The organism is Thermodesulfobacterium commune DSM 2178 (genome assembly GCF_000734015.1).
GTDB classification, from domain to species: Bacteria; Desulfobacterota; Thermodesulfobacteria; order Thermodesulfobacteriales; family Thermodesulfobacteriaceae; genus Thermodesulfobacterium; species Thermodesulfobacterium commune.
On record NZ_CP008796.1, the window covers coordinates 672778 to 697209 of the forward strand.

Annotated in this window: 25 protein-coding genes; 18 read left to right on the plus strand and 7 right to left on the minus strand. The window is 35.3% G+C overall.

Going from position 1 to position 24432, the window contains the following annotated elements:
- Positions 1–3 precede the first annotated feature (3 nt).
- Both radA and HL41_RS03410 read left to right on the plus strand, forming a co-directional pair.
- The gene (gene radA, locus HL41_RS03405; protein ID WP_038060388.1) at positions 4–1332 is read left to right on the plus strand and encodes a DNA repair protein RadA; all 1329 of its coding nucleotides are present in this window, start codon (positions 4–6) and stop codon (positions 1330–1332) included.
- A gap of 19 nt (positions 1333–1351) precedes the next feature.
- On the plus strand, positions 1352–1957 hold the full coding sequence (locus HL41_RS03410; RefSeq protein ID WP_051754472.1) for a TVP38/TMEM64 family protein: 606 nt from the start codon (positions 1352–1354) through the stop codon (positions 1955–1957).
- Here HL41_RS03410 and hisF read toward each other — a convergent pair.
- From hisF to cutA, 3 genes are read right to left on the minus strand one after another with little or no spacing between them, the layout of a single operon-like run.
- Positions 1947–2726, minus strand: coding sequence for an imidazole glycerol phosphate synthase subunit HisF (gene hisF / locus HL41_RS03415; protein ID WP_022855545.1), 780 nt, complete (start codon positions 2724–2726; stop codon positions 1947–1949). The two genes, HL41_RS03410 and hisF, sit on opposite strands and share 11 nt — an antisense overlap.
- 55 nt (positions 2727–2781) lie before the next feature.
- The gene (locus HL41_RS03420) at positions 2782–2985 is read right to left on the minus strand and encodes an FmdB family zinc ribbon protein (protein WP_022855546.1); all 204 of its coding nucleotides are present in this window, start codon (positions 2983–2985) and stop codon (positions 2782–2784) included.
- Between the two features lie 56 nt (positions 2986–3041).
- Entirely contained in the window at positions 3042–3374 is a 333-nt protein-coding gene (gene cutA, locus HL41_RS03425; protein WP_022855547.1) for a divalent-cation tolerance protein CutA, read from the minus strand.
- 157 nt (positions 3375–3531) lie between these two features.
- Here cutA and ndk point away from each other — a divergent pair, with 157 nt between their 5' ends.
- Both ndk and thiL read left to right on the plus strand, forming a co-directional pair.
- Entirely contained in the window at positions 3532–3954 is a 423-nt protein-coding gene (gene ndk, locus HL41_RS03430) for a nucleoside-diphosphate kinase (RefSeq protein ID WP_022855548.1), read from the plus strand.
- Positions 3954–4898, plus strand: coding sequence for a thiamine-phosphate kinase (gene thiL, locus HL41_RS03435; RefSeq protein WP_038060386.1), 945 nt, complete (start codon positions 3954–3956; stop codon positions 4896–4898). Before ndk ends, thiL begins: the two co-directional genes overlap by 1 nt.
- Before the next feature lie 66 nt (positions 4899–4964).
- Here the strand turns inward: thiL and HL41_RS03440 are convergent, their stop codons facing one another.
- A complete protein-coding gene (locus HL41_RS03440; RefSeq protein WP_051754473.1) occupies positions 4965–5408 on the minus strand; it encodes an Hsp20/alpha crystallin family protein in 444 nt (147 codons plus the stop codon).
- 190 nt (positions 5409–5598) lie between these two features.
- Between HL41_RS03440 and clpB the strand changes: the two genes are divergently transcribed.
- The 13 genes from clpB (at position 5599) to rsfS (ending at position 19427) form a co-directional block, all read left to right on the plus strand.
- Positions 5599–8190: an ATP-dependent chaperone ClpB gene (clpB, locus tag HL41_RS03445; protein WP_038060385.1), complete on the plus strand. Its 2592-nt coding sequence runs from the start codon at positions 5599–5601 to the stop codon at positions 8188–8190.
- Positions 8191–8336: 146 nt separating this feature from the next.
- Positions 8337–8846, plus strand: coding sequence for a ribosome hibernation-promoting factor, HPF/YfiA family (gene hpf / locus HL41_RS09000; protein WP_051754474.1), 510 nt, complete (start codon positions 8337–8339; stop codon positions 8844–8846).
- A gap of 2 nt (positions 8847–8848) precedes the next feature.
- On the plus strand, positions 8849–9721 hold the full coding sequence (gene rapZ, locus HL41_RS03455) for an RNase adapter RapZ (RefSeq protein WP_038060384.1): 873 nt from the start codon (positions 8849–8851) through the stop codon (positions 9719–9721).
- Positions 9714–10151 carry a ribosomal protein S18-alanine N-acetyltransferase gene (rimI, locus tag HL41_RS03460; protein WP_038060382.1) on the plus strand — a complete coding sequence of 146 codons (438 nt, stop codon included), beginning with the start codon at positions 9714–9716 and terminating at the stop codon, positions 10149–10151. Before rapZ ends, rimI begins: the two co-directional genes overlap by 8 nt.
- A 3-nt stretch (positions 10152–10154) precedes the next feature.
- Positions 10155–12110 (plus strand): hypothetical protein, encoded by a 1956-nt coding sequence (locus HL41_RS09400; RefSeq protein ID WP_038549590.1) that lies wholly within the window; start codon positions 10155–10157, stop codon positions 12108–12110.
- Entirely contained in the window at positions 11992–14322 is a 2331-nt protein-coding gene (locus HL41_RS03470) for a PEP/pyruvate-binding domain-containing protein (RefSeq protein WP_051754475.1), read from the plus strand. The genes HL41_RS09400 and HL41_RS03470 overlap by 119 nt, the downstream gene beginning before the upstream one ends.
- A 12-nt stretch (positions 14323–14334) precedes the next feature.
- A complete protein-coding gene (locus HL41_RS03475) occupies positions 14335–15558 on the plus strand; it encodes a type I glyceraldehyde-3-phosphate dehydrogenase (protein ID WP_038060378.1) in 1224 nt (407 codons plus the stop codon).
- Positions 15559–15574: 16 nt separating this feature from the next.
- The gene (nusB, locus tag HL41_RS03480; RefSeq protein WP_038060377.1) at positions 15575–16003 is read left to right on the plus strand and encodes a transcription antitermination factor NusB; all 429 of its coding nucleotides are present in this window, start codon (positions 15575–15577) and stop codon (positions 16001–16003) included.
- The gene (gene cmk / locus HL41_RS03485; RefSeq protein ID WP_038060376.1) at positions 15990–16670 is read left to right on the plus strand and encodes a (d)CMP kinase; all 681 of its coding nucleotides are present in this window, start codon (positions 15990–15992) and stop codon (positions 16668–16670) included. The genes nusB and cmk overlap by 14 nt, the downstream gene beginning before the upstream one ends.
- Positions 16667–16975 (plus strand): HNH endonuclease, encoded by a 309-nt coding sequence (locus HL41_RS03490; protein ID WP_038060375.1) that lies wholly within the window; start codon positions 16667–16669, stop codon positions 16973–16975. Before cmk ends, HL41_RS03490 begins: the two co-directional genes overlap by 4 nt.
- Position 16976: 1 nt before the next feature.
- A complete protein-coding gene (glmS, locus tag HL41_RS03495) occupies positions 16977–18821 on the plus strand; it encodes a glutamine--fructose-6-phosphate transaminase (isomerizing) (protein WP_038060374.1) in 1845 nt (614 codons plus the stop codon).
- A gap of 18 nt (positions 18822–18839) precedes the next feature.
- Positions 18840–19043, plus strand: coding sequence for a DUF6485 family protein (locus HL41_RS03500; protein ID WP_038060373.1), 204 nt, complete (start codon positions 18840–18842; stop codon positions 19041–19043).
- A gap of 3 nt (positions 19044–19046) precedes the next feature.
- Positions 19047–19427 carry a ribosome silencing factor gene (gene rsfS / locus HL41_RS03505; RefSeq protein WP_022855562.1) on the plus strand — a complete coding sequence of 127 codons (381 nt, stop codon included), beginning with the start codon at positions 19047–19049 and terminating at the stop codon, positions 19425–19427.
- Here rsfS and hflX read toward each other — a convergent pair.
- Complete coding sequence (gene hflX / locus HL41_RS03510) at positions 19324–21099, minus strand: GTPase HflX (protein WP_038060372.1); 1776 nt, start codon at positions 21097–21099, stop codon at positions 19324–19326. The genes rsfS and hflX overlap by 104 nt on opposite strands.
- A gap of 288 nt (positions 21100–21387) precedes the next feature.
- Between hflX and HL41_RS03515 the strand changes: the two genes are divergently transcribed.
- Positions 21388–21591, plus strand: coding sequence for a hypothetical protein (locus HL41_RS03515; RefSeq protein ID WP_022855564.1), 204 nt, complete (start codon positions 21388–21390; stop codon positions 21589–21591).
- Positions 21592–21673: 82 nt separating this feature from the next.
- Here HL41_RS03515 and tyrS read toward each other — a convergent pair whose 3' ends face one another.
- Together tyrS and cobA are read right to left on the minus strand one after the other, a co-directional pair.
- Entirely contained in the window at positions 21674–22882 is a 1209-nt protein-coding gene (gene tyrS / locus HL41_RS03520) for a tyrosine--tRNA ligase (protein ID WP_038060369.1), read from the minus strand.
- A gap of 44 nt (positions 22883–22926) precedes the next feature.
- On the minus strand, positions 22927–24432 hold the full coding sequence (gene cobA / locus HL41_RS03525; RefSeq protein WP_038060367.1) for a uroporphyrinogen-III C-methyltransferase: 1506 nt from the start codon (positions 24430–24432) through the stop codon (positions 22927–22929).

A 24432-nucleotide genomic window follows, 5' to 3' on the forward strand; every position in this document is an offset into this window, starting at 1 on the left:
AACATGGCTTACTATTGTCAGGAATGTGGTTATAAAAGCCTTAAATGGTTAGGACGCTGTCCTGAATGTGGGGGATGGAATACCTTTATAGAAGAAAAAGAAAGCTCGATAAAAACAAAAAACAAAACCAGAATAAATAATAAACCGATAAAGGTCTTAAAACTTTCAGACATAAAGTATGAAGTAAAACCAAGGATTTTAACAGGTCTTAGCGAACTTGATTTGGTATTAGGAGGAGGATTTGTGCCTGGGTCTTTTATCCTTATAGGAGGAGATCCAGGGATAGGGAAATCTACCCTTCTTACTCAAGTAGCAGGTGTGCTTGCAGAAAAGGGACTAAAAATAGTTTATCTATCTGCCGAAGAATCTGCTGAACAAGTTAAGTTAAGGGTTGAAAGACTGGGGTTGGGAGATGAAGTCCTTTTTATAGGAGATACTGAACTTTCCACGATAATAGAAGAGTTGAAAACCATAAAACCTGACCTTCTGATAGTAGACTCCATCCAAACAGTTTTTTTACCTGAGTTAGAAAGCCCTCCAGGTGGGGTTTCTCAAATAAGAGAGTGTGCGAATCTCCTTATGCGCTTTGCTAAAGAACAGGAGGTGGTAACAATTGTGGTAGGCCATATTACCAAAGGAGGCTTGATTGCAGGACCAAAAGTTTTAGAACATTTGGTAGACGTGGTACTTTATTTGGAGGGAGAGAAAGAAACAGGATTTAGGATTTTAAGAGCAGTAAAAAACCGTTTTGGTCCGGTAAATGAGATAGGAGTCTTTTTGATGACCTCCAAAGGATTGGTTCCTCACTCTCAATGTGAAGACCTTTTTCTATCAGGAGAAGAAAATGCGGCTGTATTTTGTGTGATAGAAGGAACAAGACCTTTGCTGGTAGAGGTGCAATCCTTGGTTGCCAAAAGTTTTCTTGCTTTACCAAGAAGGACAGCAGTTGGATTTGACCCTATAAGGCTATCTTTACTTGTTGCTATCTTAGAAAAAAAACTAAATTTCAATTTTAGTAATCAAGACATTTATGTTAAAATATCTGGGGGGCTCAAGATCACCGACCCTTCTGCAGACATGGCAGTAGCTGTTTCTTTGGTGTCAAGTTTATTAGAAAAACCTCTTCCAGACAAAACTATTTTTATAGGAGAAATCGGGCTTTCCGGTGAGATAAAACCAGTAAGAGAAATAGCCCTTCGGCTAAAAGAGGCAGAAAAGAAGGGGTTTAAAAGAGCTTTTGTTCCAGAAAGATTAAACCTTCCTAAGCATAACCTATCATTAGAAATAATCCCTTGTAGAAAGCTTTTAGAAGTTTGTGAAAAAATCTTTTAGTAGAAAAATATAAAACCCTATGTTTGAAGATTTTATAAACCTTTGGGATAGCAGAGAAGAAATAAGGGTTTTTGTAAAAAATCATCCCATAGCCGGAGGTATTTTATTTGTTTTTTTACAAGCTTTACAAGTAATAATAGCCCCCCTCCCTGGAGAAGTGACAGGATTTTTTGCAGGTTTTCTTTTCGGAGGGATCTATGGGTTTATGTTAAGTATGGCAGGCTTGATGGTAGGGTCTTTAATTTCTTTTTATATAGCAAGGTTTTTAAGAAAAAAATTTTTTAAAAAATACCGTCAATCTCCCATCTATTTGAAGGTAAAGAAAATTTTTTATAAACATGGGCTTACTGGAATGTTTTTACTTTATCTTTTTCCTGGGTTTCCCAAGGACTTGCTAAACTATTTACTTGGTTTTATGCCTGTCTCTCTAAAAGGTTTCACGGTGGTATGTTTTTTAGGTAGAATACCAGGCACTTTTGCCCTTTCCCTTCAGGGGGATGTAGTATACGGTGGGCATCCTCAAAGTATAATTTTAGTAACTCTCACTTTTGTGATAGTTTTTTTAATTTTTTTGGTGATTAAAAAAAGAATTGAAGGTTGGTTAGAAAAAGATCCTACCACTTAGTTCTTACCTTTACCCCCTTTTTAGCTAAGTAATCCTTGATTTCTTTCACGGTATACATTCCATAGTGAACCATAGAGGCTATAAGCGCTGCATCAGCTTTACCTTCGGTAAGAACCTGATACAAATGTTCAGGGTGACCTGCACCACCTGAGGCAATAACCGGAATGTTTACCGCCTCTGCTATCATCCTCGTAATGGTTAACTCATAACCTTCTTTAGTGCCGTCTGCATCTATAGAATTAAGACAAATCTCCCCTGCCCCTAAGTTTTCTGCTTCTTTTGCCCACCAAACAGCATCTATTCCCATAGGTTGTCTTCCACCCTTTATCCAAACCTCATATCCAGAGGGGATTTTAGAAGAAGGTTCAACCTTTTTCACATCCATACCAAGTACGATACATTGAGAACCAAAGGCCTTAGCCCCTTCGTAAATCAGTTTGGGATTAAGCACAGCCGCGGTATTAACCGAAACCTTCTCTGCTCCTGCAAGCAAGACCTGTCTCATGTCTTCGACTGACTTAATTCCACCTCCTACTGAAAAGGGAATAAAAATCCGTTCGGCAGTCCTTCTAACCACGTCTATCATGATCCCTCGATGTTCTGCACTGGCAGTAATATCGTAAAAAACTATTTCATCAGCCCCTTCTTGATAATACTTTTCAGCCATCTCTACAGGGTCGCCTACCTCTACATTGTCTTTAAACTTTATCCCTTTAGTCGTTTTACCATCCTTTACGTCAAGGCATACGATTATTCTTTTACTTAACATGTAAAACCCCTTTACACTTTTTTAAAAGGCAACCTGCCTTTTTCTCTTTTTAAGCTCAGCTAAAACCAAATCCTCCTCCACAAGAACTCTTCTTATAATCACCTACCCCTTTCATCATCGCACATACATTAGATACTACCTTTTCTACCTTTTCTGAACCACAAAAGGGACATTTTACCTCTTGTTCTTCTGTTTTACTAAAAATAAGTTTTTCAAAAATCCTCCCACAATCATAACACCTAAATTCATAAATAGGCATACCCTTCCCCTCCTATATCCTTAAATTTAGCTTCGCAGTAAAATAATAAAAAATTTTTAAATTTCAACCCCTGTTTCTTGTAAAAGCCATCTATAAAAACAGGGGGTAACCTCAGAAACCTCTATTTTTGCGATGCAAGGACAAGAATAAGAATGGTTTTTAAGCACCTCTTTTTCTACCTCAGGATAAAGAGATTCGCGGGTTTTTACTATTAAAACAGCTTCTTGAGAAACTTCTATCTTACCTTCCCACCAATACATAGAGTTAATGTTAGTAAAAAGGTTAACACAACCACAAAGTCTTTTCTCAAGGAGTATCCTTCCAACTTTTTGAGCCTCCTCTGAATTGGGAAAAGTTATGTAAACAAATACAATCTTATCTTGTGCCATAATTACCTCCTGTTTAAATTTCTCTCTAAAAGAGCTAAAGTATAATTATACCTTAATCGTTATAAATTGCCAAAAAATAAAGGTTTTTTCTGTTGTTGGAAAATAACAAAAAGGTTTTATAATGGAGCAAAAATTAGTTATGAGGAGGAGGGATCAGATGGAAAGAACGTTGGTTATGATTAAACCTGACGGGGTCCAGAGAAACCTTATAGGAAAGGTTATTAGTATTTTTGAAGAAAAGGGTCTCAGGGTGGTTGCTTTAAAAAAAGTTAAACTATCTAAGGAGCAGGCAAAACAATTTTATGTCGTACACAAAGAACGTCCTTTTTTTGAAAGTCTAACAGATTACATGAGTTCTGGTCCAGTGGTGGCTATGGTTTTAGAAGGAGAACAGGCTATAAAAAGGGTACGTGAAATCATGGGAGCAACCGACCCTAAAGAAGCTCAAGAAGGTACCATAAGAAAACTTTTTGCGATAGACAAGGAAAAAAATACCGTTCATGGTTCTGACAGCCCTGAATCTGCCGCTAAGGAAATACCATTTTTCTTTAGTGAGTATGAACTTCTCAGCGCTGAATAATGACTGAAAAGGAATGGATAACTTATTTAAAAAAACATCTTTTTGAAAAACCTCCTGTTTTTAAAACCTATAATGAAGACTGTACTGTTATTCAAAAAGAGGAGCAGGAATTTTTACTTATTACAACTGATGCGCTAGTAGAAACAATCCATTTTAAATTAGATTATTACTCTTTTTTTGACTTAGGCGTTAAATTAGCTAACTCTAATTTAAGTGACATCGCTGCCTGTGGAGGGGAGCCTGAATGGGCTCTCCTTACCTTAGGAAGTCCGATCCCTGTAGATGTTAACTGGGCAGAGCCGTTTTTACAAGGACTTAATCAAAGCTTAAATAAGTTTGGTGCCCATTTGGTAGGTGGAGACACAGTTAAAAGTCCCTTCTTTTTCTTTAACCTAACTTTATTTGGTAAAACCAACTTCCCTATTTTAAGAAAAGGAGCAAAGGAAGGAGATTTGATCTTTGTCTCAAGACCCTTAGGAGGAAGTTCTGCTTTTTTAAGAATGGTTAAAACCTCTCCTTTAAAAGAAATACCTGAAAATCTCAAAAAAGCCCATCTTTACCCAGAACCAGAAATAATCTTAGGTAAAGAACTCTCTTCGAAAAATTTAGCTACCTCAGCTATAGATATCTCCGACGGTCTTTTACTTGACCTTTGGAGGATATGTGAAGAAAACTCAGTTGGGGCTGAATTATTACAAGAGGCTATACCTATAGAGCCCGGAGCTACCTTAGAAGATGCCCTTTCAGGAGGAGAAGACTATGCCCTTCTTTTTACTGTTTCTCCCTCTAACTTACACCAAATAGGTGAAATCGAAACCAAACTAAAAAGGAAGTTTTTCTGCATAGGAAAAATCTTACCTGAAAAAGATCTTTATTTAGTTAGCGAAAAAAAAGAAAGATTAAAACTAAAACCCAAAGGGTTTGACCACTTTAATTTTAAATAGCTTAATTTAAATTAATTTTAATAAAAAACCCCAGGAAATTCCTCCCGGGGTTTCTCTTCTAAAGAATTATTTCTCTACGTTAATCTTGATAACTTTTTTCTTTTCTTCAGGCTTTTTAGGTAAAATTATCTTCAAAACCCCATCTTTATAGGTAGCTTCTATCTTATCTTCTTCAACCTCACAAGGAATAGGTATAGACCTCATAAAACTTCCATAAAATCTTTCAATCCTATAGAAGTTTTCTTTTTTCTCCTCCTCTTCTCTTTTCTTTTCTCCTTTAATAACCAAAACATTCTCCATCAAGCTAATTTCCATATCCTCAGGATTTACACCTGGTACATCAACTTTTACGATAACTTTATCATCTGTTTCCGAAACATCTACAGCAGGTGCCCAACTTATACCTTCCCATCTTTCTGTTAACAATTCTTTACCAAAAAATTCTTGCCAAATACGATCCATTTCTTTTTTTAATTCCTGTAATGGACGCCAAAGAATTAAATCTGCCATATTTATCACCTCCTTTTTATATTTTATTTTTGGAATTTCTAATTCTAAAAATAAGTATACACTTGCAAAGTTTCAAGTACCAATTTACCAAAATTTTACAAAAATTTTTAAAAGTTTTGACTATTGAAAGTGTAAACTTTGTATTTAATTTTTAAACAAATAGTAATATTTAAAAAGTGGAGGTTAAACGATGAAGCTTGACAGATACACTTTTAAAGCTCAAGAGGCTTTACAAGAAGCCCAAAAGTTAGCCGAGTCTAAAAACAATCCTCAGTTAGAACCAGAGCACCTTTTATTAGCTTTGGTCACCCAAGAAGGTGGAATTATTCCTACCATCCTGGACAGGCTCGGGGTAAACTCCAAAATCATTGCTTCTGAGCTTGAGGAAATTTTAGATAAATTTCCCAAACTTACCCAAGGAGCTTACCAGCTATATCTTTCTTTAAATCTTAAGCAAATTTTAGATAAAGCCGAGGGATTAGCCCGAGAAATGAGAGATGAGTATGTTTCAACAGAACATCTATTTTTAGCTATCATAGATAGTCCGACTAAAGCAGGAGAAATTTTAAGAAAACGTGGGGTTACCTTTAGCAACACAAAAGAGGTTATCAACAAAATAAGAAAAGGACAAAGGATTACTGACCAAAATCCAGAAGAAAAATATCAATCTTTAGAAAAATTTGGTAGAGACCTTACTGCTCTTGCCAAAGCTGGAAAACTTGACCCTGTGATAGGAAGAGACGAAGAAATAAGAAGGGTTATGCATATTTTAAGTAGAAGAACCAAAAATAACCCGGTGTTGGTCGGAGAGCCAGGTGTAGGTAAAACAGCCATAGTAGAAGGATTAGCTCAGAGGATAGTAGCTGGAGATGTTCCTGAGATTTTAAAAAACAAAAGAATTATACAACTTGATTTGGGCTCTTTGATAGCAGGAACTAAGTTTAGAGGAGAATTTGAGGAAAGACTAAAGGCGGTTTTAAGAGAGGTGCAAGCAAGTGAAGGAGAAATCATCCTTTTTATAGATGAGATACATACCTTGGTTGGAGCTGGTGCAGCCGAAGGAGCTATGGATGCTGCTAACATGTTAAAACCAGCCTTGGCAAGAGGCGAATTAAGATGTATAGGTGCTACTACCATAGATGAATACCGGAAGTACATAGAAAAAGATCCTGCCTTAGAAAGGCGTTTCCAACCTGTATATGTAGATGAACCCTCTCCAGAAGAGGCTATCGCTATTTTAAGGGGTCTAAAAGAAAAATATGAAGTGCACCACGGAGTAAAGATTACAGATAACGCTATCGTAGCAGCGGTAATGCTTTCTCACAGGTATATCACAGATAGATTTTTACCTGATAAAGCTATAGACCTTATAGATGAAGCGGCAGCTAAACTTAGGATTGAAATAGATTCTATGCCTACAGAAATAGATGAGATAGAAAGAAAAATCAAACAGTTAGAAATAGAAAAAGTGGCTTTAGAAAAAGAAACCGACCCAAAGGCCAAAGAAAGACTTACTAAGATTTTAGAACAACTTCAAGACCTTAGAAATAAGGTAGAACAGTTAAAGGAACAATGGCTTAAGGAAAAAGAAATAATTCAAAAAATTAGAAAGCTTAAAGAGAGAATAGACCAATTAAAGGTCGAGGCTCAACAAGCAGAAAGAAAGGGAGACCTAAACCGGGTAGCAGAAATTATCTATGGTATCATACCTCAGCTTCAAAAAGAACTTGAAGAGGAAAACCGTAAACTTGCTGAAATCCAAAAAGAACATAAATTCTTAAAAGAAGAAGTAGACGCAGAAGACATTGCTCAGATTATCTCTAAATGGACGGGAATTCCTGTAAGCAGGCTTTTAGAAAGTGAAAGAGAAAAACTGCTCAGGATAGAAGAAAAACTAAAAGAACGGGTGGTAGGACAAGACCATGCTATTAAGGTCATCGCAGATGCTTTAAGAAGAGCCAGAGCTGGGCTAAAAGATCCCAATAGACCTATCGGTTCTTTTATGTTTATAGGTCCTACAGGAGTAGGAAAAACTGAGCTTGCTAAAGCTTTGGCTGAGTTTATGTTTGATACCGAAGATGCTATGATTAGGATCGACATGACCGAATATATGGAAAAGCATTCGGTATCAAGGTTGATAGGTGCCCCTCCAGGATATGTAGGCTATGAAGAAGGAGGACAACTTACAGAAGCTGTAAGAAGAAGGCCCTATTCAGTAATACTTTTTGACGAAATAGAAAAAGCTCATCCTGATGTGTTTAATATCTTATTACAGGTACTTGATGACGGAAGACTTACAGATGGAAAAGGTAGAACAGTAGACTTCAGAAATACCATCATCATCATGACTTCAAACGTAGGTAGCTTTTACTTCCAAGACCTTTCCATAAGTCATACAGAAATAGAATCTAAAATACACGAACTTTTAAAGGCTACTTTTAAACCTGAATTTTTAAACAGGATTGATGAAATCATCATCTTTAATAACCTACAAAGAGAACATATCATAAAAATAGTGGACATACAGATCAAGTATCTAAACGAAAGATTAGCTGAAAAGAACATGGGTTTGGAACTCACCGAAAAAGCAAAAGAACTAATAGCTACCTATGGATACGATCCTACCTTTGGAGCAAGACCTCTCAAAAGAGCTATACAGCGTCACATAGAAAATCCTTTAGCCTTAAAGATTCTTGACGGGACCTTCGTAGAAGGGGATAAAATCATCGTAGATGTAAACGATTTCGGAGAGTTTGTATTCACCAAACAACCAGTTCATTAATAATATAAGTAACTTCCCCTACCCCTCTATATCTTTCCAACTTTAAGGATATGAGGGGTAGGGATTGAATTTTATATGAAAATTGGTAAACTTTATCATAAAAGGGAAGATAAATTTTTTAAATTTTATCTAAGGAGGGTTTACGAATGATGGAATTTAATTTTACGTTTAAAGGTCTTGATCCTTCAGAGGCTATCAAACAGTATGCTGAAAAAAAGATTAGCAAGTTTGAAAAATATTTTGAAGGACCTGTAAACGTACAGATAGTTTTTAAGAGAGAAAAATTTAGAGAAATCGTAGAAATAGTACTTAAAGGAGATGGAGAGGTATTGGTGGTAAAGGAAGAAACTTCAGATATCTATGAAGCCATAGACCTTGCTTATGAAACTTTAGAAAAACAGGTGAAAAAATTAAAGGAAAAAAGAAAAGAGTTTAGAAAAGGAAGGACTGTTGAAATCTCAGGAGAAGCCTCAGTTTCTAACTATGAAATCAAAAAAGTTGAAATTAACCATCTTTCTACCGCAGAAGCTATAAATTGGTTTAAGAAAAACCATGAAGAAGATTTTTTTGTTTTTTACAACACTGATTATGATAAAATATGTGTTCTTTATTTAAAGGATGATAAACCAGTGGTTCTTGTACCAGAATTTGCTTAAAGATGCCTAATTTAATCATCATAACTGGCACCTCAGGTTCTGGGAAAAGCACAGCTTTAAAGGCTTTTGAGGATTTAGGCTACCTTGCTATAGACAACTTTCCTACCCGACTTTTAATTTCCTTTTTAAAGGAAGTTAAGGAAAGCCTGTCTACAGACAAGGTAGCCTTAGTAATGGACCTAAGAGATAGATACTTTTTGCCTGAGTTTAAAACCGTACTTCCTCAGATACACAAGCTAGGTTATTTTTGGGAGCTCATCTTTCTTGATGCAAGAACTGACGTTATCATTTCAAGGTTTAACCTCACAAGAAGATTGCATCCTCTTTTAAGAGAAAAAGAAGTTGGTTTAGAAGAGGTTATAGAGAGGGAAAAGGAACTTTTAGCAGACATCAGAGAACTTGCTACTCTCTTTATAGACACCTCTAACTACAACGTCCATCAACTAAGAAATGAAATTTTTACAAGATATCAGACAAGAACTGACCTGAAAAATTTAGTCTTACATTTTATCTCTTTTGGATATAAATATGGAATACCTCCTGAAGCAGACTATGTCTTTGATGCAAGAATCCTTCCTAACCCTTATTTTAACCCAGAATTAAAACCTCTTAACGGAGAGAACCCTCTTATTAAACAATATTTACTAAACTACGATATAACCAAAACATTTTTAAACTTTCTAACTGAGTTTTTAAATTGGTTAATACCTGTTTATGCCAAAAGCAACAAACGATATCTTACTTTAGCCATAGGATGTACTGGGGGTAGACATCGTTCAGTTGCTCTAATCGAATTTTTAGTAGAAAATTTAAAGAAATCTTTGTTTGAAGTAGAGTTTATAGTGTCTCATAGAGATATTAAAAAAGATGTTTAAAATCGAAGTTTTGGACCAAGAAAAAGACCTTGAGTTTATAGCCCTTACTGAAAAGGAATTGTTTAAAGATGAGTCGTGGGACTATACAAGACTTTTATCTGAGTTTAAGAATTCTTTTTCTCAGATATGGGTCTTAACCAAAGAAAAGGAAAAACTCGGCTATCTTGTGTTTAGGATAATCTTAGACGAAGCAGAACTATTAAGGATTGGGATAAAAAAAGAACATCAAAACAAAGGGTTAGGAACTTATTTTTTAAAGGAATTTTTAAATCATCTTAAACAGCAAGGGGTGAAAAAAGTACATTTAGAACTAAAAATAGACAACCATCCTGCACTTAAGTTATACCAAAAAATGGGGTTTCAAAAAGTATACGTTAGACCAAATTACTATCGAAATAGCGATGCTTTAGTTATGACAAAAGACCTTTAAACAATGATAGAAAAGTTCACTTCTAAAGCCTTATTAGCTAATTTAGCCTACACTTTTGTAGAAAACGTAGAGTACGACCCTAAGTATAATGTTTTCCCAGAAATTTATGCTAAGTTTCCAGCTCTTAGGCAACAAATAGAAACACTTTTAAAAGAGGCCTTCCATCCTTATAAAAATAATTTTCTTGTTTTAGAAGAACTTAGAAGTTACTTTTTAAAGAACCTTTCGATTTTACTTAAACATCCCTACAGAAACAGGGCTTACTGGTTAATTTTTGACCTTTTATTTAAGTTTTTTGGAAAAGACCAAGAAACTAACATCAAAACCGCAGAGACTATTTTTTCTATACTTGATAAAACAGCTGACCTAATCGACCAAGAAACTTTTTACGAGCTAATCCCTGTTTTAAAAGAAATTTTAAAGGCCATAACCAACCTTCCAGAAGAATATTTTTTGAATTTTTTAGAAAATTACTATTCTTTTAAACGTTTAGTTCAAAAGTTAAGCAAACTTTCTTTTTCTCGGGAACTTGAGTTGGTTTACATAGACCTTCTCAAAAAAACTTATATTTCGACCTATACTTTTTGGGGAAAATTAGCTAAAACCTGTGAAGCTAACCTTATTCAAAACACCTCAAGTATAAGGCTTAAAGAAGACTTTTTGACCTCAAACTATTTTGAAAGTCTCATTAATTCTTTAATTGAAAAACCTGTGACTTTGTCTAATCTTTTATCTCTTCCCGATCATTTAGATTTACTTAAAAAATTAAAAGATTTTATTTCTTCTATCAATCAACTGAACCATTACAATTTTTCTGACGAGCTAAAAATCAATTTTCTTTTTGATTTAATAAAGGCCCCTATTCTCAAACTTATCCATGAAGAATTGATCAAAGAAGTAAACCGTAACTTAATCTTAATGATTAACTCTAAACCTTACCAAAACTTAGACGAATTTATCAGAAAGTTTTTTGATATCCTAAAAGAAAAGCTCAACCTTTACCCACGTACTGCTCTTGAATGTATTAAAAACATAGGGATTTGTATTTTAAACAAAAAAGAGGTTTACCTTATAGAGGTATTGATAAATGAAATCATAAAGTTTGGATTTCAACCTCCGCAGATCAAAGGTATTGGTTTAAATTGGAAGATTATCCAAAACCCACACCATCTCCTTAACATAAAAACTTGGCTTGAGATTTTTAAGGTCAATCCTGAATGGTGTAGCAGTCTTTTGGCTGCTATGATCTTAAACCTAAGACTATATGGAATTTCTATCAAAGATACAGACCTTTTCCAAAAGGAGATTACTCAGCTACTTAACGCTCCTATCAAACCAGTGTACAACCTTACCAAACAGTTTTGTAAACTACTACCTGTTTATTACAACGAAATCGGAGCAGAAGGTCTTATAAGAGACCTCTCAACAGAATTAGATGAACTTTTTAACAGACAAGATTCTTTAATCCATTTTTTAAGAAAGTTTATACACATCGAAAACTCAAGCTTAGCAGTTGAATTTATAAAAGATATTCTTAAATACTGGTTTACCCTGGAAGATAGACATATTCTCAAATATTTACCTGAAGTACTTCATAACAAGTTAAAAAATGAAGAAATTGAAATTCATATCAAAATGCAAAGTTTGTTTCAGGCTGTTTTTCAAAAAGCAAATTTAAAAAATTTTGAGGACTTTTTAAACTTAGAGCTTTCTTCTTTAAAAAAAATCCTTAACGACATAGATTTCGAAGAAATATATAAAAAAGAAACTCTATCTTACGGTTTCTTTGTACCATTTAGAATGTCAAAAGTATTTTGGAGTTTTAAAAGACATAAACCTTTTGTTAATCCAATACGACGAAAAGGAATATCCATTTATAGCAGAACTAAAGGACCTTCTTCAAAAAGAACCTCAGGACTTATATGTGATTTTAGAAAAGATCTTAGACTGGATGTCTGAGCTTAAAGAGATTATTTTGTCTAAGCAAACCTATCCTCCTATAGAAGAGATTCTTCAAAAAAGACACGTAGCTGCTGACATTCCTTCTATGTATGGGAGGTATAAAGAGAAAAAATTTGATGCCTTAGGACTCACCTTTCGTCTGGAATATCTTGCCAATCTTTTATTTGAAAAGCTTATAGAAAAGTTTGACCTTCAGTTTATCACAAGAGCCTCTTTTTTTAAAATCCTGAAAATATTAAAGCTTTTTAAAAAGGCTTTAGAGATCGATGGAATTTTTTCTCAAAAATTTGAATCTTCGTTAAATCTTCTCGAATATTCTTTGAAAAGTTATCCCCTAACCTACAGTCAATATTTAGATATTTTTCGTGGATTATTAGACGGTGTTCAACACATAGTAAAAGTTTACTATGTAAACCCTTTCCTCAAGGTCTTTCCTTTGGTATTTCAAACTCTAAATGAAGACGAAATTTTAGAAAAGTACAAGAAATGTTTGTGTGGTTTAGAAAAAGAGCAACGTTATTTTTGTATAAGTGAGGTGGTAATAAAAGACCTTATAGGAGAGGCTTTTAGTCTAACCCATCTAGACCGTTTTCTTAAAAAAATCTACGATATCCTTTCTTCTTATTTAGAAAAGATAGCTAAAGAGGACCTGAATTTATTAATGAGCTACGACCCAAGAAGAATTCTCTCTTCTCTACATAAACCTAATAATTTAGTAACAGATTTGATTTACCTCGGTAACAAAGGATACATTCTTACGATATTAGCTCAAGAACAAAAGATAAAAAACAAAATCCCACCAGGTTTTATTTTAACTACAGAAGTGTTTAGATGTTACCCTCTTATAAAAAAATATCCTGAATTATGGCTTGATTATACTGAAAAAATTGAACAAAATATCAAGATGTTAGAAGATATTTCTCAGAAAGTTTTTGGAGGTAAAGAAAATCCTCTGGTAGTAAGTATAAGAAGTGGAGCGGCCCTCTCTATGCCTGGGATGATGAATTCTATCCTGAACGTAGGTTTAAATCTTGAGACAGTAGAGGGGTTGGCAAGGGCTTCTGGGAATACTTGGTTTGCTTGGGATACCTATCGCAGGTTTATTCAAAGCTGGGCTATGGCCTTTGGTGTCCCTCGAGATTTTTTTAACCATCTTATGCGAGAGCATAAACGAAAATACAAAGTAAAGAAAAAAAGAGAGTTTAGCGGTGAACAAATGCAAGAACTTGCGCTGCTCTACAGGAAAAGTATTCAAGAATTGGGAATTCCAGTCATCGATGATCCTTGGGAACAGCTTTTTAAAGGGATTGAATTAATTTTAACCTCTTGGTTTAATGAAAAAGCTAAGTCTTATAGAGAAATAATGCAGCTTTCTGATGAGTGGGGAACGGCTGTAATCATCCAACAGATGGTTTTTGGAAACATAGGAGATCACACAGGTACAGGGGTAACACTTACTACCTCCCCTGTAGGCAAGTTTCCAAGAATTATTCTCTGGGGAGATTATACCTCCTATAATCAAGGAGAAGACATCGTATCAGGTTTGGTCAACGCCTACCCAATTTCTATAGAACAAAAGAAAATAGAAGAACGAGAAGGACCTTGTTTACAAGAAGCCTTTCCAGATGTATATAAAGCTTTACTTGATTTAGCCTATTATCTAGTCTATGAAAAAGGATGGGGACATCAAGAAATCGAGTTTACTTTTGAAGGAAATGACCCAGATTCTCTTTATATTTTACAAGTAAGAGATATAATTCTTAGAGAAGAAAGGGATATTCCTTTCTTCTCTAAAGAATTGCTAAAAAATTTAGAGTATATCGGGAAAGGAATAGGAGTTACAGGAGGTTTAATCTCAGGAAGGATAGTGTTTGGTTGGGAAGATATCATAACCATGGATACAGGAGATCCTTTGGTGTTAGTAAGATATGATACCGTACCGGACAACATTAAAGAAATTCATAAAGTAGATGGAATCCTTACGGCAAGAGGAGGGCAAACCTCTCATGCTGCTATCGTAGCCTCAAGATTAGGTAAAATCTGTGTAGTTGGTTGTGAGAATTTAAGCATAGATGAAATAAAGAAAGAAGCAAAAATTAATGGCCACAAACTTAGATTAGGAGAATGGATCACGTTAAACGGGATAACAGGTCAAGTTTTTAAAGGAAAGATTGACCTTTTAACCAAAGCCTCTAAATATAATCTATAAAAGGAGGGTACCATGAAATTAGGAATAAATGGATTAGGAAGAATTGGAAAACTTACTTTGTGGCATCACATAGCAAGAAAATATTTTGACGAAATTGTAGTCAACGTAGGTAGGGAAGTGGGAACTTCTTTCGCTGATATAGCAAGCTACATAGAGAAAGACAGCACCTATGGATGGCTCCCTGTTTATCTTTATGGGCACAAAGGTAAAAGAGTGATTGAAAATTTGGACGAAAAAGAAGGAACGATGTATATAGATGGTATTAAGGTAAAAGTCTTGAGAACTAGTAGGAATCCGAAAAACATAAACTGGAGAGAAGAAGGGGTAAAACTGGTGGTTGATTGTACTGGAAAGTTTAGAGACCCAAATACAGACCCGGAGGATTCTAAAGGTTCAATCAGGGGACATTTTTTAGGAGGAGCCGAAAAAGTAATTCTTTCAGCACCTTTTAAAATTAAAGATAAAGAAAAAGGTATTCCAGAAGACGCAATCACTATAGTTTATGGAATAAACGAAGAGGTTTATCAACCTAACAAACATAACCTTATTTCAGCTGCTTCCTGCACCACTACTTGTTTAGCTTATATGATTAAACCTCTTTTGGACTATTTTGGGGTAGATAGAATACTTTCTGCCTCGATGGTGACAGTTCATGCTGCTACAAGTTCTCAGGTAGTACTTGACCGTTTACCTAAGGAAGGGGCAAAAGATCTAAGAAGGATGAGAAGTATCTTTAATAATATCATCCTTACCACTACAGGGGCTGCAGAAGCTCTTAGTTTAGTCATACCTGAAATGAAAAAAGTAGGTTTTATGGCAGAAAGTGTAAGAGTTCCGTTAAACACCGGAAGCTTGATCATCCTGACGGTTAACATCCAAGATGAAAGCATAGAAAATCACATAGATAGAGAACTTATCAACAACATTTATAAAGAAGCAGCCAATACTAAATACAAAGACTTTTTGATTTTCACCACAGAACAAAACGTCTCTTCTGACATCATAGGATATCCTAAAGCAGCCGCAATAATTGAAGGAAGTGAAACCCATACCAGAACTGCAACTGCCAAGGTAGACATCTGTAAAGCCCTTCCGGAAGGAAATAGCATGACATGCACTCATGTAGAGATACCCATTACCCAAGTGGTGATTTACGGTTGGTATGATAACGAGCTCGGTTCTTACACCAACATGTTAGGAGAACTCACAGTTTACATAGCTGAAAAAATGATTTAAGTATGGTTAGGCAACTATGATTAGAAGAAAAGGTAGAGAAATAGCCTTACAGATTTTATACCAGAAAGAACTTTCTAATGTGTCTATAGATGAAGCTATCACTCTTTATAAAAAGTTTCTTAATATAAACAGTCCTGAAGCTTTAAAGTTTGGAGAAGAACTAGTAAGAGGTATCTATGAAAACTTAGAGTTTATAGATTCTATCATAAGAAAATATACCCCTTCTTGGCCTTTAGAAAGGATAAACGTTACAGACAAAAATATATTGAGAATAGCGGTATATGAAATGTTTTTTAGACCTGATATCCCTGAAGTGGTTTCTATCAATGAAGCGATAGAAATAGCTAAGATTTATGGTACCGATGATTCGCCAAGTTTTATAAACGGGGTTTTAGACAGTATTTATAAAAAGGAAATAAAGGCGCATAAAAATGAAAAAACCTAAGATAATAACCATAGACGGACCTGCAGCCTCTGGGAAAACCACCATAGCTAAGCTTTTGGCTAAATCCCTTGGATATTGTTTGTTAGAATCAGGGGCTTTTTATAGGTTGGTTACCTACCTTCTTTTAAAACACAATCTTTACGAAAAATTTATCCAAAAAAACTTAAACCTTATAGAAACATTAAGCAAGCTTTTTTCTTCGGTGAAGATAAACCTTACGGCTGAGGCAACACAAATTTTTTACGAAGGAAGGGAAATAAAATCTGAACTCAGAGAAATCCAAGTAGAGGAAAGAGTTTCTGTAGTAGCTTCTATACCAGAAGTAAGAGAATTTATCAACGATTTTTTAAGAAAGTTGGTGGACAACCGTTTAGTAGTAGCAGAAGGGCGTGATATGGGAAGTGTGGTTTTTAAAGATGCTGAGGTTAAAGTTTTTCTTACAGCTGATGAAAGGATTAGGGCTGAAAGAAGATTTCAAGAGAAAACCGAAAAAGAAAGTCTACCTTATACCCAAGTGATGGATAGTTTAAAAAAAAGAGACCAGCTTGACAGCACAAGAAAGGTAGCGCCTTTAACTGTTCCTGAAGGAGCTTTAATTTTAGACACCTCTCACTTAACACCTGAGGAGGTATTAACCAAAATTTTAAATTACTTAGAAAAAATATGAAAAAAAATTTTTTGAGTATAGAGGAGTTTATAAAAAAAGAAAAGGAAAAAGCTCGTAAACTTAGACAAACAAGATGGTGGAGAAGACAGTTAGAAAGAGGTATATGTTATTATTGCGGAAGAAGAGTAGGCGCTAAAAATCTTACGATGGACCATAAAATTCCTCTTTCAAGAGGGGGAACTTCGGACAGAGTCAATATAGTTCCTTGTTGTAAGGATTGTAACAATAAAAAAAAGTATCTTTTACCTTGGGAATGGGACGAGTACATAAAAAGTCTCAAATCTAAAAAGGTAGACGGAGAATGATATGTGCGGAATAATAGGGTATATAGGAAATAGACCGATCATTCCTGTTTTGTTAGAAGGTTTAAGAAGGCTTGAATACAGAGGTTATGATTCAGCAGGGATAGTGTTTTTAGAAGACGAAGAAATAAAAATAGTTAAGACTAAAGGAAAAATCTTAAACTTAGAAGAAAAACTCTTTAATGATTTCCCTAAGAAAGCTAAAGCCCCTGGGTTAGGACATACCAGATGGGCTACCCATGGAGAACCTTCTGACGAAAACGCTCATCCTCATTTTGACTGTCATAAATCTTTAGCCTTGGTGCACAACGGCATCATAGAAAATTATTATGAGTTAAAGACTAAACTTATAGCTAAAGGTCATAAGTTTTACTCAGCAACTGATACTGAAGTGATCGTGCACTTAATAGAAGATTTCTTAAACCAAGGAATACCACTTAAAGAGGCGTTTTTTAAGGCTCTAAAAGAACTAAAAGGTGCCTATGCTGTGGCCTTGATTCATAAAGAAAATCCTGATTTTATTTTGATTGGAAGAAACCAAAGTCCTGTAGTAATAGGTTTAGGAAAACAGGAAAATTTTGTAGCCTCTGACATCCCTGCTCTTTTACCTTTTACTAAAGAAGTTTTGTTTTTAAACGATGGGGAAGTAGCTATACTTAGGAAAGATCAAGTAGAAATCTATGATTTATCAGGCAATCCTGTTGCAAGAGCCCCATATCATGTGACCTGGGATATAGCCTCAGCTGAAAAGGGTGGTTTTGACCACTTTATGCTAAAAGAAATCTATGAGCAACCTGAAGCCATAAAAAACACGATGTTAGGAAGGATTGATTTGGATAAAAACCAGATTGATTTTTCTCAGGAAGGATTAGACCAAAAATTTTTAGAAGGAATACAAAGGTTTTATATCGTTGCTTGTGGTACCTCTTATCATGCTGGATTGGTAGCAAAATATCTCATAGAAAGGGAGTTAGGCCTTCCTGTAGAGGTAGATATTGCCTCTGAATTTAGATATAGAAACCCTATTTTAGACGAAAAAACCCTTTTTATAGGAATTTCCCAATCAGGAGAAACAGCTGATACCCTTGCCAGCTTACGTTTAGCTAAAGAGAAAGGTGCTAAAACCCTTTCTATCTGTAATGTGGTAGGAAGTACCATAGCCAGAGAAACTGAGGTTGTATTATATACTAAAGCTGGGCCTGAAATAAGTGTGGCTTCTACTAAGGCTTTTTCTACTCAGGTTTTAACCTTTGTCCTCTTTACCTTTTATCTAAAACAGCTATTATTTGGAGAAAATGAAAAAAAACAAAAAATCGAGGCTTTAATAAAACTACCCTCCCAATTAAAAATTTTTATCGAAAAGGTCCATTCTAAAGTTAAAACTTTGGCTCAAAAGTGGTATCAAGCACAAAATGCACTTTATTTAGGAAGAAACATCCTTTATCCTATAGCCTTAGAAGGTGCCTTAAAACTTAAAGAAATTTCTTACATCCATGCAGAGGGTTATGCAGCAGGGGAGATGAAACATGGACCTATAGCCCTGATAGAAGAAAAGGTACCTACTGTAATCCTTGCAGCCAAAGAAACAGGCATTGTTTACGAAAAAACTTTGTCTAACGCTGAAGAGGTAAGGTCACGTAGAGGGCCTATTATCTCATTGGTAACCGAAGGGGCCAAAGAATTCCAAAAAATTTCTGACGAATACATAGAAGTTCCCTTGACTTTTTATGAATTTTTACCTATTTTTTATGTAGTTCCTCTTCAACTTTTAGCCTATGAAATAGCTACTTTAAGAGGTTGTGACGTAGATAAACCAAGAAATTTAGCCAAAAGCGTAACAGTTGAGTAAAAAGATAGGAGTAGGCTTATGGAATGTAAAAGGGATAAAAACCTTAAAAATTGTAATTGCTCTTATGATCCCTGTCCTAAAAAAGGGATTTGTTGTGAATGTTTGCATTACCATAGAAAGATGAGACAATTACCAGCTTGTTTTTTTCCCCCTGAGTATGAAAAAACCTATGATAGAAGTTTTGAACTTTTTGCTAAATTAGTTTCTGAAGGGAAGGTATAGGACATGGAAAGCAAAGTGTTGGCAGAAATAATCTTAAAGTTACTTGAAGATAAAAAAGCAGAAAACATAGTGCTTATTGATGTAAAGGATAAAGTAGACTATGCTGACTATTTTATCATATGTAGTACCCATTCAACCAAACATACCCAGGGGCTTTCAGACTATATTTTGTTTGAATTAGAAAAAATAGGTATCAAACCTTTAGGTATAGAAGGAGCTGAACTGGGACAATGGATAATTCTTGACTTTGATTCTGTTATAGTCCATCTTTTCTATGAACCTATACGTCAAGTTTATGCGTTAGAGGATCTTTGGATGGATTTTCCTCTTCCAAGGAAACAGGCTCAAGAACCTTATCTGTTAGATACTCAAGAGGAGTTTTAAACAGTATTTCTTCTATTTTGGTTAGAAGTAGGTCTAGGTTATCTCCTCTTTTGGCTGAGACAGGGATAGCTTTATATCTATGAGAAAGTGCTTTTATTAGTTGAAACTCTGAAGGAGGTAAAAGGTCAATTTTGTTAAAAACCATCAACAAAGGATAATGTAAAAGTTCCATCTCTTCTAAAATTTGATTTACGGTTTCTATTTGGCTTTCAAAATCCGGATTACTTATGTCTACGATGTGAAGTAATAAATCTGCTGAGTATAATTCTTCAAGGGTGGCTCTAAAGGCTTTTTTTAGGTCTTCTGGTAGGTTTCTTATAAAACCTACGGTGTCTGTGATAAGAAATACTTGATTGTTTGGAGTTCTTATAGCTTTGGTTACAGGATCAAGGGTAGCAAAAAGTTTATCTTCTGCCAGATATTGACTCTTAGCCAAAGTATTAAACAAGGTAGTTTTACCTGCATTGGTATAACCTATCAACGCAACGGTCTTAAAAGCTAATTTTTTCCTGCGTTTTCTTTTTATATCTCTTTCTTGAGAAATCTTTTCTAACTCCCTTTCTAACTTAGCAATACGGTCCTTTATCCTTCTTTTATCTATTTCTAACTTAGTCTCTCCCGGACCTCTACCTCCTATACCTCCAGTAAGTCTGGAAAAAGCATCGTCCTTAGCCCTAAGTCTTGGAAGAGTATATTTTAGCTGAGCTATCTCTACCTGAATTTTTCCTTCTTTAGACTTTGCTCGTTGAGCAAAGATATCTAAAATAAGTTGGGTTCGGTCTATAACCCTTAAATCAGTACTTTCAGTAATGGCTCTTACTTGAGAGGGAGTAAGCTCTCGGTCGAAAATCAAAAGATTGGCACGGTTTCTCAAGGCAAGAACCATCACCTCAAGAAGTTTTCCTTTACCTATTACATACCTTGGGTCTGGACTTGGCTTTTTCTGAACTATTTCTCCTACTACCGTTACTCCTGCAGTACGGGCTAACTCTCTTAATTCAAATATCCTTTCTTCTAAATAAGGATCGTTAGGTTCTCTTAAAAAAATAAGAATAGCCCTATCCTTTTGTTCCTCTACCTCTTTAAGTGGTTTTACCCGTTCGAGCTCATCTTCTAAATTTTTTATAAGCTCTAAAAAATTTTCTTTTAACTCCCAAACATAACAAGGTCTTAAAAAATAAAAAAATTGGTTTTCTTTGTCTGAAAGAGAACCTCCTGCAAAAAACTCTGGATCAGGGATAATATGAGCTATATGAATTTTACCTGGTTCTCCGTTCGGATGAACTTCTAAAGCACCTACTAAATCGAGTCTTAAAAGAGCTAGGTCTATCAAATCATCTTGATCAAGCTCAGAATGGGTAATTTTAGAGGTTAAAAGATGGGTATGAATAAAGCGCAAACCCTTTAACCTTGCGATGTGATCACGATATCCTCTTAATTCTGGGAGTTCAATACGATTAAATGTACCCACTACCACATAATCTATCTCACCCTTTCGATTAATAAGAAGTCCTACCTGACGGTTTAGGTCTGCTGAAACCTTAGCCAGTTCTCTTGCTAATTCATGAGAAATAATAGACGCAGGAGGGACTCTCCTTCTATAGAACCTTTCCAAATTTTTTAATTCACTTGGCTTTAAACCTACGGTATGTCCGAATACGTTATATCCCATACCTCCTCTTTATATTTCTCCATTTTGTTTAAAATTTTAATACACATTTAGCGTGTTTAAAGTCTATAGCATTAAAATAAAAAAAATTATCTATCTCAATTGACCAAAAATCATTATAGCCTTTATTAAATTTTTTTTACATTTTGGAAATCAAGAAGGTTTTTAGTATAGATTTTAAGTATATAAATTTCTATAATTAATAAAATCTCTGTTCTTATCTTGATACTATCATAAAGTTGGTTTAAAATATTTTTAAAGTAACGTATAAAAAGTTTGAGTAAAAATTAGATGATAGTAGTTACAGTAAAATGTTTTAAATGTAGACGTACCTTTGACAAGGTTTTCCCTGATAGTGAGCTTTCTTTTATGTCAAAAACCATAACCTGTCCTTTTTGTCGGTCTATCAACACGCAAAAAGTAATGGTTAGGCAAGTACCTGACGAAAAAGAGGCTAAATGCGATTTTATCATCGAATGTCTTAAAAAAGGCTGATAGCTTCATTTAACCCTGCTTGAAAGCAGGGCAAAATTTTTTCTACTACTTAAATCCACAAAATTAATAAAAACTTACTTGTCTAATTTACAATTACTTTCAGAAACTTCTTTTTCCCTATCCTAAAAACATACTCTCCTGTTGAAAGATTTAGCTCCTCTTGAGTTAAAACTTCTTTATTCAAATCTATAGCCCTCTGAGCTATAAGACGCCTGGCCTCAGAGTTGCTCTTTACTAACCCTTGATCTTTTAAAAGTCCTGGTACCCATACCTTGCCTGCTGGTATTACCACCGTAGGCACCTCGGTAGGTAGCTCTTTTTTACTAAACACTCTTTCAAACTCTTCTTCTGCCTTAAGGGCTGCCTCCTCTGAATGAAACTGGGTAACTATATACTTGGCCAACCTCTTTTTTACTTCCTTGGGATGTAACTCTCCTTTCTCTACAGAAGCCTTCATGTTATCAATCTCTTCTTCTGAAAATTCGGTAAGGAGCAGATAGTATTTCCACATAAGTTCATCTGGTATAGACATAAGTTTTCCAAACATTTCATAAGGTGACTCCATAATTCCTACGTAGTTACCAAGGCTTTTACTCATCTTTTGGACACCGTCAAGCCCCTCTAATATAGGTAATGTAAGGATAACTTGAGGTTCTTGGCCATATTCTCTTTGGATGTCTCTTCCTATCAATAGGTTAAAAAGTTGGTCGGTACCCCCTAACTCTACATCTGCCTCAAGGGCTACTGAATCATAGGCCTGAAAAAGAGGATAAATAAGCTCATGGATACTTATAGGAAGTCCACTTTCGAACCTTTTTTTAAAATCCTCTCTTTCTAATATCCTTGCAACGGTATATTTAGCACATAACCTAACCATGTCTTCAGCAGTCATCTTAGACAACCATTGACTGTTAAACACGATCTTCGTTTTTTTTGGGTCTAAAATCTTAAAAACCTGTTCTTTGTAAGTTTTAGCGTTCTCTAAAACCTGTTCTTTAGTAAGAGGAGGACGAGTTTCAGACCTACCTGTTGGGTCCCCTATCATAGCTGTAAAATCACCTATTAAAAAATAGACTTCATGCCCAAGGTCCTGGAATTGTTTCATCTTTCTTAAAAGCACCGTATGCCCAAGGTGAAGGTCAGGAGCTGTAGGGTCAAATCCTGCTTTTATCCTAAGAGGACGTCCCTCTTTATAAGACTTCTCAAGTTTTTTTATTAACTCCTCTTCTTCTATCAAATCAACCGTTCCCCTCTTAATAAGCTCTAATGCCCTTTTTATTTCTTCATTCATAATTCCCTCCTACATTTAACTCTTTTTTAAATTTTTTAACAGTTTTAATCTGAAAAATAAGTTAAAATTGCCTCTACCAGACCTGGTATGGTATATTCTTTAGCCTCTATCTGTGGAGTAACACCATGCTTTATAAGTTCTTGAGAGGTAATCGGACCAATGGAAGCAAAAAGCGTATTTTTTAACTCTACTTCTTCTTCTAACTCGGACAGAAGCCTAAAAAAATTCTTAACCGTAGAAGAACTGGTAAAAGTTATGATATCTATACCTTGTTTTAACTCTTCTTTAAACGCAATTTTTGTCTCTTCTGGAAGGACGGTTTGATAGATCGGAACTACCTCTACAATGGCTCCAAGTTCTTCTAAACCCCTAGGTAACACATCTCTAGCTTCTTTAGCTCGAGCAATAAGCACCTTCTTTCCTTCGATAGGTATCTTCGAAAAAGCCTCTAAAAGCCCTTCTTGGGTAAAGTTTTTTTCAGGAATAAGGTCAGCCTTAATCCCCCAACCTTCTAAAGCTTCAGCCGTTGCCTTTCCTATTACAGCTATCTTTAAATCCTTTAAAACCCTCAAATCCCTTTCGGTTTCTAACAGAGTTTTTATAAAAAATCTAACCCCATTTTCTGAGGTGAAAACCAGCCAATCATAAAGGTTTAATCTTTCCAAAAACGCTGTATTACAAATTGGCACAACTTTTATCAAAGGTAACTCTACTACGTCTGCGCCAAGTTCTTCAAGCAAAAAAGAAAGTCTGCTTGCTTGTTCTCTGGTACGTGTAATAGCTATCCTTTTACCAAACAGAGGTTTCCTTTCAAACCAGTTAAAATCAGGTCTTAGTTTTACCACCTCTCCTACCACGATGATAGCCGGAGGCTTTATCCCTGCTTTTTCTACCTCGGCTACGATGTTTTCTAGACATCCAGTAACTACTTTTTGCTTTGGAAGAGTTCCCCATTGTATTAAAGCTACCGGAGTTTTAGGGTCTTTGCCTTCTTTTATCAAATTTTCGACGATATATTTAAGATTTTTAACCCCCATCAAAAAAACTAAAGTTCCAAGTTTAGCTAAAGCTTTAAAATCGATTTTACTTTCAGGTTTTCCTTCTGCCTCATGTCCGGTGATGATGGCTAAGGTAGAGGTATAGTCACGATGGGTAACAGGAATCCCAGCATAAGCCGGAACTGCAATCGCAGAGGTAACGCCAGGAACTACCTCAAAAGGAATCCCCTCCTTAACAAGCTCCTCTAGCTCTTCACCACCTCTACCAAAAAGAAAAGGATCTCCACCTTTAAGCCTTACGACCTTTTTCCCTTCCTTAGCTTTTTTTACCAAAAGTTTATTGATTTCTTCCTGTGGTAATGTGTGTTCTCCACCTTTTTTACCTACATAGATCTTTTCAGCTCCTTCTTTACAAAAAGAAAGAAGTTTGGGGTTAGCTAAATAGTCATATATTACTACCTCTGCTTGTTCTAAAATTCTTTTTCCTTTAAGAGTAAGAAGTTGGGGATCTCCTGGACCAGCACCTACCAAATATACCTTTCCTTGAGCCAT